This is a genomic window from Flavobacteriaceae bacterium (assembly GCA_014075215.1).
GTDB lineage: Bacteria > Bacteroidota > Bacteroidia > Flavobacteriales > Flavobacteriaceae > Polaribacter.
Genome location: CP046177.1, coordinates 3,799,950 through 3,812,466 on the forward strand (window position 1 = coordinate 3,799,950; position 12,517 = coordinate 3,812,466).

Below are 12,517 nucleotides of genomic sequence, written 5' to 3' on the forward strand. Positions count from 1 at the left end.
ATTTCCAAGTTTTTTACTTGAAACTATGTCAACCTTTCCAAAATCCTTTTTGGTAGTTTTTATGAACTTCTTCCAATGCTTTAAAGAGTATTTTTGGGTCTATTTCTTCGATGGTATAATAACGCAAAGATTTCATTTTTTTTCTTCCTTCCGATATCAAATAGGGGCTTAAACCTTCTATGAGATAGGGTAACCAAAGCCCTACGTCAACATAACCCTTGCTTACATTTAAAAAACAAAATGGTTTATTGTGCAGATAATAATAAGGAATTTTCCATTTGTATTTCAAATCAACTTCAGGGTAGGCAGCCTCAATTAATATCTGTAATTGTAATAAAATCGATTTGAAAGGTTCGGGTTGATTTAAAATGTAGTGCTCTGCAGGGTTCATTTTTGTATATTCGTATTTGTTTACTTCTTATAGATGGGTCAGAATAATGCCATACAAGATATCAAATTTTCAAACTTTATTTTAAAAAGATGTACTAGTATTCAGATAGGCTCGTATTTTTTGGCAAGTGCTTACCTGATTGAAAAAAGCATTGCTAACTTTTTAGCAGATGATACTATAATGATGTTTCTATCTGTACAATTGGTAGCGTTTTTTATCATTTCCATACTATTGTTTCTGTTCTTATTTTCTTCTTTAGCTTTATTCTATTCCAATAGGAGAAGTAGCAGAAAGCGGCATGTAGGTATCTGGAATCCCGCTTCAAAAAAAAGATTCCGCATATATCTGGTTTATTGTATTATTGGTGTATTAACCCTGATACTGCTGTGGACTAACGGATTACATAATGTAATAGCCCCCGCAGGGTTTATTTTATATGCAATATTGCTAATCATATTAAGTGGCTCTGAGAAGAATTTTTATCTTTTTTCCGGAATTGCTTTTTTATTAGCTGCTACCTGTTTTATGATACCTGCTTACTGGTATTCTTCTATGTTGATACTGGGAATTGTATATGTGGTTTATGGAATTGTTATGAAATAATTTCAGACTCTGCATAATGCTATAATGAAAATTGAACAGATAATAGTATAAATTTGATCAATATTCAGGGATTTTTAACTCAAAAATACCCTATTATTGAAAATAGTGATGCCAAAATTTCATTGTTTTCGGGGGCTGACATGTGTGTTTTTATGCTATAGATTTATTTTATTCAAACTATTCGATTGCTATGAGTACTTTGTTGGTGGTAGTTATTATTCTTTAATTCTATAAAATAGTGCCGATATTTGTTGCTCGGTGATGCTGATTGATTTTGGGAAAGCAAATCCAAAGGATGTTTTGGATGCTGCGCATAGTGTGACTCCTTTTGGTCCAGGCGGAACTTAATAAACAAAACGTTCTTTAAAATATAAAATCGGTTAAGTAGCTCAGAGGATAGAGCACCATTACTTTTCGATGATTGGCAAAAAAGTTCAACGCCCGAAGAAAATTTTAAACTGGAGTAACCTGCTGGTTTTGAGGATTTAAAATCTTCGAGAAGGAAGAAATTTGAAGCCAAATCAATTCAAATACAAAATATATACCTATTTTGCAAAGGTTTCAGCCTTATAACAAACAAGAGATATTAAAATAACCTGAAAATGATGAAAACAATCTTTCAACTTGTACTACTTTTTATTTCATGGACACTATTCTCACAACAACCTGCAACTCAAGCAACTATTGTAAAAAAGGCGCTGGAAGAAAAAGAAAAACAGGCTAAAACCTCCATCATTAAAAATGTTTCTTTTACCAATATCGGGCCGACAATTATGAGTGGCCGTGTTGCAGATATAGATGTCAACCCAAACGATCCGACAGAATTTTATGTAGGATATGCATCCGGAGGATTGTGGTACACGAATAATAACGGCACAACATTTTCTCCGGTTTTGGACAATTCGCCCACACAAAATGTCGGAGATATTGCAGTTGATTGGAAAAGCGGAACCATTTGGTTAGGAACAGGAGAAAAGAACTCTTCCAGATCTTCCTATGCCGGAATCGGAATGTTGAAATCTGTAAATAAAGGGAAATCCTGGGAAGCTGTTGGTTTGTCAGACACGCATCATATCAGTAGAATTGTTATCAACCCAAACAACCCAAATGAAATCATTGTTGGGGTAATAGGTCATCTATACTCACCGAATGCCGAAAGAGGAATTTTCAAAACAGCAGACGGAGGGGAGACATGGAAAAAAACACTATTTATCAATCGTGATACGGGAATTATAGATATCGCCGCGGCTCCTCAAAATCCAAAAATATTATATGCTGCTTCCTGGGAGCGGGAACGCAAAGCGTGGAATTTTGATGGTGATGGAAAGCACTCGGCCGTCTATAAAAGTATTGACGGAGGAGATTTCTGGAAAAAAATTTCCGAAAAAAACGGATTTCCAAATGGAGATGGCGTTGGTAGAATAGGACTAGCCGTATACGATGAAAATACGGTATATGCGCTGCATGATAGTCAGTTTAGAAGAAAAGCAGATCATAAGAAAAAAACATCTTCGGATGTACTTACCAAAGACGATTTTAAGACCATGTCTGTAGATGTATTTTTAAATCTTACCGATGAAAAATTAAATAAGTACCTAAAAACAAATGGGTTTCAGGAAAAATACAAAGCAGAAAATGTAAAACAGATGGTACGTGCAGGCTCTGTAAAACCTGTAGATTTGGCAAAATATTTGGAAGACGCCAATTCCTTGTTGTTTGATACGCCGGTTGTGGGTGCGGAAGTTTTTTTAACGACAAACGGAGGCAAATCATGGGAAAAAACACACAAGGAATATTTGGATGACTTATATTATTCTTACGGATATTATTTTGGAGAAATTCGTGTAGATCCGCAGGATAAAAATGGAATATACATTTTGGGAGTTCCTATTTTGAAATCCAAAGACACAGGAAAAACATTTACATCCATTAGCAGGGAAAATGTACATGCAGATCACCAGGCATTGTGGGTAAATCCAAAACAACAAGGGCATTTAATTGACGGAAATGATGGCGGGCTCAACCTTTCTTATGACGACGGAGAAAGCTGGACGAAATTGAATGTACCCTCTGTTGGCCAGTTCTACGCTATTTATGCAGACAACCAAAAGCCCTATCACGTTTACGGAGGTTTGCAAGACAACGGTGTTTGGACGGCTCCTCATACGGCAAAAATTGATACGCGTTGGCACCAGTCAGGGCAAAACCCCTACAAATCCATTATGGGAGGTGATGGCATGCAGATTCAGGTAGACGATAGAAACCCAAATATAGTGTATACGGGATATCAGTTTGGAAACTATTATAGAATTGACAGGGGTTCCGGCAAAAGAAAATACATCCAGCCTAAACATACGTTAGGAGAAAACCCGTATCGGTTCAATTGGCAGACACCCATTCAGTTGTCAAAACACCATCAGGATATCTTATATTTGGGAAGTAATAAATTGCACCGAAGTTTAAACCGGGGAGATACCTGGGAAACCATTTCCGATAATTTAACCACCGGAGGGAAAAAAGGAAATGTAGCTTACGGAACCCTGACAACCATTTCGGAATCTCCTTTCCAATTCGGATTGATTTATGTAGGTTCTGATGACGGGTATGTTCATATTACAAAAGACGGCGGAGGCTCTTGGGAAAAAATTTCGAATGCGTTTCCAAAAGACCTGTGGGTTAGCAGGGTGATTGCCTCACAGCACAAAAAAGAACGTGTATACGTTACCTTAAACGGATATCGCTGGGATGATTTTACTCCTTATGTTTACGTATCGGAAGATTATGGAAAAACATGGAAAAATATCTCTGACAGCATTCCTGTGTCTCCGGTGAATGTCATTCGAGAAGATCCGGAAAACCCGGATTTGTTGTATATTGGAACAGACAATGGAGTATACGCTTCTTTTGACAGGGGGGACAAATGGTTTCCGTTCCACAAAGGGTTGCCCAATGTTGCTGTGCATGATTTGGCAGTACAACCCGAAGCAAAACATTTAATAGTGGGGACACACGGACGAAGTTTGTACAAAGCCAATATTGCTCCGTTACAGTTAATGACTAAAGAACTGGCAGCTAAAAAACATCATATTTTTGCTATTTCACCCATTCGGAAAAGAGAAAACTGGGGGAGCTCATGGAGTAAGTGGTTAAAGCCGAACACTCCGAAAATTACAATTCCATATTATTCTAAAGAAAAAAAGAAAACAACCATAGCTGTCTACCTGAATACGATCAAAGTAAATTCAATTCCCGTAAATGCAGATACCGGAATTAACGAAGCCGTTTTTGATGTTTCTTTTTCCAAAAAAGGAAAAAAAGCGTACTTGAATAAACATAAAGAAAATACTTTAAAAGAAGCTAAAAACGGAGTGTATTATTTGCCGAAAGGAGAATACACTGTGAAAATCGGCAAGGAAGAAAGAAGTTTTTCTATCAAATAAGATAATTAATTGTAATCATTCTAAATACAAAGGAAAATGACTTTTAAAGCTTGTTCATAAAACGTTTGCATCGTACCTTTGTATGTATTAAAATTAACTACTAAAATGAGTGGACTTTTCAATTCTTCAATAGGGAGAAAGTTTGCCATGGCACTTTCGGCACTTTTCCTGATGATTTTCCTTTTACAGCATTTTGCCATTAACATTTTATCGGTTTTTAGTGAAAATGCATTTAACCGGGCTTCTCATTTTATGGGGACATTTTGGGCAGTGCAATATATTTTACAACCCGTTTTGATTTTGGGCGTGGTGTTTCACTTTGTCATGGGATTTGTATTGGAAATTCAAAATAACAAAGCACGTCAGGTCAAATATACAAAAAACAATGGCGGAGCTAATTCATCATGGATGAGTCGGAACATGATCTGGAGCGGATTGGTAATTTTAGCTTTTATGGTACTACATTTCATTGATTTCTGGATTCCCGAAATCAAGACAAAATATATATTAGGAGATATGAGCGGAATGCATGAAGGAGAATTCAGATATTTTTATGAATTGACAGAAAAGTTTCACAGTCCGGTTCGTGTAGGTGCGTATTGCTTAGCTTTTGTGTTTTTAGCCATGCATTTATTACATGGTTTCAGTTCAGCTTTCCAGTCTGTTGGAGCCAACAATAAATATACCAGAGGTTTGAAGAAGATTTCAAAAATTTACGCAATAGGAATTCCGATAGGATTTATTTTTATCGCATTGTTTCACCATATTTCAGGACACTAAAAAAAGACTTATCACTATGGCTTTAGATTCAAAAGTACCTTCAGGACCACTAGCGGATAAGTGGACAAAACATAAAAATGACATTGACCTTGTAAATCCGGCTAATAAACGCCTGATTGATATTATTGTTGTGGGAACAGGGCTAGCAGGGGGATCTGCGGCAGCAACACTGGCAGAGCTCGGCTACAACGTAAAAGCATTTTGCTTTCAAGATTCGCCAAGGCGAGCACATTCTATTGCGGCGCAGGGAGGCATTAACGCCGCAAAAAATTACCAGGGAGACGGAGATTCTACTTACCGGTTATTTTATGATACGGTAAAAGGAGGAGATTACCGCTCACGGGAAGCCAATGTATACCGTTTGGCAGAAGTTTCCGCAAATATTATCGATCAGTGTGTGGCACAAGGAGTTCCTTTTGCACGCGATTATGGAGGTTTGTTAGACAATCGCTCCTTTGGTGGGGTACTGGTTTCCAGAACTTTTTATGCAAAAGGGCAAACCGGACAACAATTATTGTTAGGAGCTTATTCGGCAATAAATCGTCAAATTGGCCGTGGCAAGATCAAAATGTATAACCGGCATGAAATGTTAGATGTGGTGATTGTTGATGGGAAAGCACGAGGGATTATCGCTCGAAATTTAGTAACCGGAGAAATAGAACGCCATTCTGCACATGCTGTTGTCCTGGGAACGGGAGGGTACGGAAATGTATTTTTCCTGTCAACCAATGCCATGTGTTCTAACGTAACAGCAGCTTGGAAAGCTCACAAACGCGGAGCTTATTTTGCAAACCCTTGTTACACGCAAATTCACCCCACTTGTATTCCGGTTTCAGGAGATCACCAGTCCAAATTAACATTGATGTCGGAATCATTGAGAAATGACGGGCGCATCTGGGTTCCCAAGAAATTAGAAGACGTAAAAGCCATCAGAGAGGGAAAATTAAAACCCACTCAAATTGCCGAAGAAGATAGGGATTACTATCTGGAGAGACGTTACCCTGCTTTTGGAAACTTGGTCCCCAGAGATGTTGCGTCCAGAGCAGCAAAAGAACGTTGTGATGCCGGATTTGGAGTGAATACAACAGGAGAAGCGGTGTATTTAGACTTTGCTTCGGCAATTCAGCGTTACGGGAAAGAGCAAGCACAGATTAGACACCTGGATCAAAATGATGCCGCTTTGGTAACATCACTCGGACAAGAAGCGATAAAAACAAAATACGGGAACCTGTTTCAAATGTATGAGAAGATCGTTGATGAAAATCCGTACGAAACTCCTATGATGATCTATCCGGCTGTACATTATACGATGGGGGGAGTTTGGGTAGATTACAATTTACAAACAACTATTCCCGGCTTGTACTGCATTGGAGAAGCTAATTTCTCTGATCACGGGGCTAACAGATTAGGAGCATCTGCTCTGATGCAAGGTTTGGCAGACGGTTATTTTGTATTGCCATATACCATAGGAGATTATTTGGCAAATGACATTAGAACCGGATCGATTTCTACGGATTTACCTGAGTTTGAAGCTGCAGAGAAGAGTGTTAAGGAAACCTTAGATAAGCTAGTTAACAACAGTGGGAAACATTCCGTAGATCATTTTCATAAGAGATTAGGAAAGATCATGTGGAATAAAGTAGGTATGTCTCGTAATGAAAAAGGGCTTCGGGAAGCCATTGAAGAAATTTCTGCTTTGCGAAAAGAGTTTTGGAAAGATGTTCGAGTTCCCGGGTCTGCTAATGAATTCAATGAAGAATTGGCAAAAGCAGGTCGAGTAGCGGATTTTCTGGAATTAGGTGAATTATTTGCCAAAGATGCTTTGTATAGAACCGAATCGTGCGGAGGTCATTTTAGAGAAGAATCCGTAGAAGAAGACGGACCTCAGAAAGGCGAAGCAAAACGAAATGACAAGGCGTTTGCATTTGTTTCTGCATGGGAATATAAAGGAGAACCCAAAGATGCCGTACTGCACAAAGAAGAATTAGAATTTAATGATATAGAATTAAAACAAAGAAGTTATAAATAGATGTCAGTATTGAGATTTGAAATGTTAGACTTTATAACTACTCATATACTCAGTATTCAATACTAAAATCTAAGTAAATGAACTTAACACTTAAAATTTGGCGTCAAAAAAATGCTAGTGATAAAGGTAAAATGGTCAATTACCAAATTGCGGATGTGTCGCCCGATATGTCTTTCCTTGAAATGTTAGATGTATTAAACAATCAATTAATTGAAAAGGGTGATGAGCCCGTGGCCTTTGACCACGATTGTAGAGAGGGAATCTGTGGTATGTGTTCTTTATATATTAACGGAGAAGCACATGGCCCCGACAGAGGGATTACAACCTGTCAACTACACATGCGTAAATTTAAAGACGGAGATACTATTTATATAGAACCTTTCCGATCGAAAGCTTTTCCGGTAGTTAAAGATTTGGTGGTAGACAGAAGTGCTTTTGATAGAATTCAACATGCCGGAGGGTTTATTTCCATAAACACGTCCGGAAATACTCAGGATGCAAATGCTATTCCTATTAATAAACACGATGCAGATACTGCTTTTGATGCAGCGACCTGCATCGGTTGTGGTGCCTGTGTAGCAACCTGTAAAAACTCAAGTGCCATGTTATTTGTTTCTGCAAAGGTATCTCAGTTCGCTTTATTGCCACAAGGGCAAGTTGAAGCTACTGATCGCGTACTCAATATGGTGAAACAAATGGATGAAGAAGGGTTTGGAAACTGTACCAATACCGGAGCTTGTGAAGTGGAATGCCCCAAAGGAATTTCATTGGAAAATATTGCCAGAATGAATCGTGAATACTTAAAGGCGAGTTTGAAAGGGTAACTTATACCGGATTAAACGTTATAAAGTCTTATATGACCCTTATAAAGAAGTGAGGAAAGCATTGGTTTTAAAAACCCCCCTTATCATTTACTTGATCTTTAAAACCAATGCGAAAATCCAATATTTATAGAAGCTTTATAACTTATGAATGATAATAGCGTTCATTAATAATTTTCCCATCTTTCCACTGTGTGCGATTCACTTGTTCAAAATGATGCTTTTTGCCATCATTAGTTGTAAAATCCATCACAGCTTCATAGTAAGAAATGTCTCCATTCACAGCTATATTTTTCATTTGATATCCGCCAAACTCAGTTACAGTAGATAACAGATCTCTCTCAGCTTGTAAACAAACTTCTTTTCCTATTTTAGGATTGTTGTCAGCTTCTTGTAAAACAACATCATCAGCTAAATATTTTTCCATAGCTTCAATAAATTGTCCTTTCCCTAGCAATTCTTTTAAATCTAAAAGTGAGTTCTCAATTTGATTTTTCATATCTTAAATTATTATTTAGTTCGACTATTAAGACGCTGCGAATAGGTTTTACTTACAAATAAGAATCATACATTTTCTGCATTCAATAAGGGCTTAAACATAATGAACTCATTTAAACTTTTTGGATGTAAGCGAAAATTAGAAGTTTTTAGGGCTGTTGAAGGATTTTTTGAGTTGCATAGCACAGCGCTACGGAAGGAAAAAAAGACAAAAACAGAGCGGAAAACAGTAATTTTTTAGCAAATTGAAAAAGTTTAAATGAGTTCATTATAAAACTGTAGTAAAATTCAACTAAAAATGTCATAAAATATTGATTTAATAATGGCAAATTATTTTAGTCTGGCTATACTATACAAGTGGTATTCATCAGAACTTTCTTTACCATGAATAACAAATTTGTTTCACTCATCGCAATTTTTGATTTTAAAGCACCACAAATTAAGTATTTTTCTTTAATATAAGAGAATCAGGATTTTTATTGAATAAAAAACGGAATTGTTCATAGACCTTTACCTGAGAAAATGTGAAAGCATTTATCAAAAACAATCATTAATAACTTAAAAGGTAAAAGTCATGAAAGCAAAAAGTAAATTGACAGAAAAACAAAAAAATGCGCTTATTGAGAAGGCAAAGAAAAATAATGTTGAATATCGTAAAAAAGTTCAACATTTAGTAGATAGTAATAAAAAATTATTGGAAGTACCTGAAGACACTGTATACATCGGTGCAGGAGAGGTAGAGTTTGCCGTATTTATTGCATACGGAGTCTTGACTTTTGACATTACATTTGTAGGAAGTCCCTCCGGAACATTATCCTTTAGTGGAAACGATTGGGGTCTTGGACTCGGAGCCTGGGAAGGAGAAGGTGCTGCGATATTTAGTCTTCCCCCAAATGAGTTGGTAGGATTCGGGTCAGCAATAGTAATTGTAGGAGGAGCAGATGAAAATGCATTTACGGTTAATTGTTACGATAGCAATGGTACTTACTATGGTAATATCACAGGGATTGCAGAAGGAGCAGGTGTTGTTGCAGCAACTATTGGCGGAACTTATACTTGGGGATAATTTCAATAGTATTTTTTAAAGTAGCATTAAATTCCGGAAGGTTAAGATTTTCCGGAATTTTTTGATTTGTATATTTTATGAATATCTGTTAAATAACTAATTCACAAAAAAATTTGATTTATATTTATAAACCCATTTTGAGCAGCAAAAATAATCAGCCCCGCAATGTTCTTTGCTCCTGTTTTTAATAAGAGATTTGATTTATGAGTTTCAACGGTTTTTTTACTAATGAACAGTTTTTCAGCAATTGCTTTTGCCGTAAGTTGATAGCATAATAGTTTTAAGACATCAACCTCTCTGGGGGTTAAAGAATCTTTTGCATGTAGAGGAATACTTGAGACTTTTACAGCAATTTGTTTTTGTAATGCTTCCATTTGATCTCGATTAAAATAATAACCATCAGATTGAAGATTAAAAATTATTTCAACCAATTTTTCTTTTTTAATTTCTTTTGGCAAGAAAGCATGCACACCCAGTTTAAACATATAGCTTAAGTAGTGGGAATCGTAATAAGAAGATAGCACAAGGATTTTGATATCAATGTTTAGTTTTTTAAGTTTTTCTATTACTTCAATACCACTACCTTCTTGCATTCTAATATCTAATATAAGTATATCAGGAAGCGTACATGTATCTATTTTTTCCAGGAAAGAATTTCCACTATAGGATACATGTAGGATATGAAATTCCCGAACTTTTTCCAGAAAGTCTTTTAGTAAATCTGCAATCAATTGATTATTTTCAACTATGGCTATTTTTATCTTGTCCATGGTTTTTGCATATAAGCAGGAAACGAGTTCCCGAAGGAGTATTTGTTTTAAATTTATATATGGCATCCAATTGCCGGGCTCTTAATTCTATGTTTTTCATTCCTAATCCTTTTTTGATATTTCCGGAAAAACCGATTCCAGAATCTTGAACACTGAGAACAATATAACAACCTGTTATTCTAAGCTGTACATCAATGGATTTGGTTTGCGAATGTTTGACAGCGTTGATAATAATTTCTTGGAATATCCGAAAAAGATGCAGTTTTTTTCTAGAACTAACTACTACAGCGTTTTGTGTTCTGAAAAAAAAGTCAATACTATATTCCTTTTTAAAAGGGGTAAGAAAAATCTCAAAAGCACTATTTAACGAATTTTCTTTTAATAAAGGCGGAGACAGGTCATGAGAAATTTTTCTTGCAGTTTGAATTCCCGCCAGAATCAGGTCGGATAATTTTCCGTTGTTGTTCAATAATTGAATTTGATACAATTGAGCAATCAAATCATCATGGATATTTCCGGCTATTCGAACTCTTTCTTTTTCTTGGATAGTAATACTGTTTGCTATCAGTTTTTCCTGATATTGTATTTTTAAATGTGCTTTTTTCTCCAGTTCTGATTTTATGCTGCTGATATAATTTTTGGTAAGTAAAACAATAAAAAAAATTAAAATCCCTGTAAAAATGAGTACATATAAAATCCATTTCAACGGAGTTTCCGGATTTTTCCAATTTTGGATGAACATTTCAAATATCATAGTAGACATAAAATATCTTTATAAATAAGTCATCTTACCGAAAAACGAACTAATGAAAAGTAAAAAAAAGACAACCCAAAAGCTCTGAATAGCCAAACCCACCCAACTATGCTAAGATGCTCATTTATCAGATAGTTAGAAGTAATTGCAATAATAAAATCAAAAGAAAAGTAAGCCAGAATAGCAAAAACAAGCAAAGAAGGAAACCTTTTTTTCTTCTTCTATTTTCGATTGCTGCTTGTATAGAAGATAAAGCGCTAATAAAACAATACAAAAGTTATAGAATAAATGGCTAAATGATTCATAATTTAATAGAGAATAGCCTCGGTATAATTCATATAATAAGGGAAATAACAACAAAAATAATAGCGTACATATTTTTTTTCTTCGAATTTAGATAGTCTATCAAAAAATAAAAAAACAGACAAAAAGCATGTACATAACATGATATGGGCAATAACCACAGGCTATTTATTTGAAACAAAGAAAGAATTTCAAAACTTGCGAGAAAAATAAAATAAACAACGAATATATGTATCCTGTTTTTTTTAAAAAAGAAAAAAATACCGTATAAAGGTAAAAGAATATTGATAAAAGACAGGCCTATCATTATTTTATCAATGATTTGTATCATCTAAACTTCAGCTTAGTAGTCCGAATTCGAGTAAATTCCCGCCAAAAGGAGGGCAAGGTCTTGTAACATCTTCAAACTCCTGGCTTTTATCAGTATTTATGCTTTGATTGTTAGTACGTTTTTTAGGATTCATTTGAGATAATATAAGCTCTATATTATACCCGTTTACATCAAGGTCTGAAAAGTCTTTAATCGCAAAGAAAACATATACATTATCTGAACTTCGTTTAAAGAGCTCTTCAATATCTTTAAAAGGAATGGTTATTATACGTGCAATTCCCTCGGTAGTACCGAGATTTACGGTTTGATTTACAAACCACAATTCTGCAGACAGTACCCAGTCAATAATACGGTTTTTTGCTTTTTGAGGATCTATTGAGCTTATCGTAGAAAACGGGACAGGGGCAAAAGTGTTTTTAGGGTTTTCAAAAGGGCCGGGTGTTATTGTTCTTGAAAATTCTTTTTCTATCAGGTTTTCACCAAAAGTGTATTTTTTTGATTGATCCGAAATATCATCAGCCAAAAAAAAATTTTAGCTGAAATTGATCTATAGCAAAATAACAATTGATGTTTTTAGGATTCTTTTTTTTCCATTCTAAAAAATCTTGATGGCCAATAATAAAGCCGCTACCGGATGTAAGAAAGTTAAGCGCCACACGGGTATTTCGTATTTGATTCCAGTTTTCAATTTCTGTTTTAACTGTATCTGAAAGGATTTCCATAGGGGTATA

Annotated in this window: 13 protein-coding genes; 7 read left to right on the forward strand and 6 right to left on the reverse strand. The window is 35.6% G+C overall.

The features are described from left to right. Positions 1-28 precede the first annotated feature (28 nt). Positions 29-391: a DUF1801 domain-containing protein gene (locus GKR88_18870; GenBank protein QMU66131.1), complete on the reverse strand. Its 363-nt coding sequence runs from the start codon at positions 389-391 to the stop codon at positions 29-31. 33 nt (positions 392-424) lie between these two features. Here GKR88_18870 and GKR88_18875 point away from each other — a divergent pair, with 33 nt between their 5' ends. The 5 genes from GKR88_18875 (at position 425) to GKR88_18895 (ending at position 8,067) form a co-directional block, all read left to right on the forward strand. Further along, a complete protein-coding gene (locus GKR88_18875) occupies positions 425-994 on the forward strand; it encodes a hypothetical protein (GenBank protein ID QMU66132.1) in 570 nt (189 codons plus the stop codon). Positions 995-1,599: 605 nt separating this feature from the next. After that, entirely contained in the window at positions 1,600-4,434 is a 2,835-nt protein-coding gene (locus tag GKR88_18880; GenBank protein ID QMU66785.1) for a glycosyl hydrolase, read from the forward strand. 105 nt (positions 4,435-4,539) lie between these two features. After that, positions 4,540-5,214: a succinate dehydrogenase gene (locus GKR88_18885; protein QMU66786.1), complete on the forward strand. Its 675-nt coding sequence runs from the start codon at positions 4,540-4,542 to the stop codon at positions 5,212-5,214. Positions 5,215-5,230: 16 nt separating this feature from the next. Next, complete coding sequence (gene sdhA, locus GKR88_18890) at positions 5,231-7,243, forward strand: succinate dehydrogenase (quinone) flavoprotein subunit (protein ID QMU66133.1); 2,013 nt, start codon at positions 5,231-5,233, stop codon at positions 7,241-7,243. A gap of 77 nt (positions 7,244-7,320) precedes the next feature. Then, positions 7,321-8,067, forward strand: a complete 747-nt coding sequence (locus tag GKR88_18895) for a succinate dehydrogenase/fumarate reductase iron-sulfur subunit (GenBank protein ID QMU66134.1) — start codon at positions 7,321-7,323, stop codon at positions 8,065-8,067. Positions 8,068-8,209: 142 nt separating this feature from the next. On the opposite strand, the gene GKR88_18900 is transcribed toward GKR88_18895, so the two are convergent. Then, positions 8,210-8,563, reverse strand: coding sequence for a nuclear transport factor 2 family protein (locus GKR88_18900; protein ID QMU66135.1), 354 nt, complete (start codon positions 8,561-8,563; stop codon positions 8,210-8,212). Positions 8,564-8,665: 102 nt separating this feature from the next. Here GKR88_18900 and GKR88_18905 point away from each other — a divergent pair, with 102 nt between their 5' ends. Next, entirely contained in the window at positions 8,666-8,803 is a 138-nt protein-coding gene (locus GKR88_18905) for a hypothetical protein (protein QMU66136.1), read from the forward strand. 333 nt (positions 8,804-9,136) lie between these two features. Then, positions 9,137-9,628: a hypothetical protein gene (locus tag GKR88_18910; protein QMU66137.1), complete on the forward strand. Its 492-nt coding sequence runs from the start codon at positions 9,137-9,139 to the stop codon at positions 9,626-9,628. 101 nt (positions 9,629-9,729) lie between these two features. On the opposite strand, the gene GKR88_18915 is transcribed toward GKR88_18910, so the two are convergent. From GKR88_18915 to GKR88_18930, 4 genes are all read right to left on the reverse strand, one after another. Then, positions 9,730-10,464 (reverse strand): response regulator, encoded by a 735-nt coding sequence (locus GKR88_18915; GenBank protein ID QMU66138.1) that lies wholly within the window; start codon positions 10,462-10,464, stop codon positions 9,730-9,732. Continuing rightward, entirely contained in the window at positions 10,370-11,161 is a 792-nt protein-coding gene (locus GKR88_18920) for a hypothetical protein (GenBank protein ID QMU66139.1), read from the reverse strand. Before GKR88_18920 ends, GKR88_18915 begins: the two co-directional genes overlap by 95 nt. A 632-nt stretch (positions 11,162-11,793) precedes the next feature. Next, on the reverse strand, positions 11,794-12,309 hold the full coding sequence (locus tag GKR88_18925) for a hypothetical protein (GenBank protein QMU66140.1): 516 nt from the start codon (positions 12,307-12,309) through the stop codon (positions 11,794-11,796). Further along, positions 12,302-12,508: a hypothetical protein gene (locus GKR88_18930; protein QMU66141.1), complete on the reverse strand. Its 207-nt coding sequence runs from the start codon at positions 12,506-12,508 to the stop codon at positions 12,302-12,304. The genes GKR88_18925 and GKR88_18930 overlap by 8 nt, the downstream gene beginning before the upstream one ends. Between the last annotated feature and the right edge of the window lie 9 nt (positions 12,509-12,517).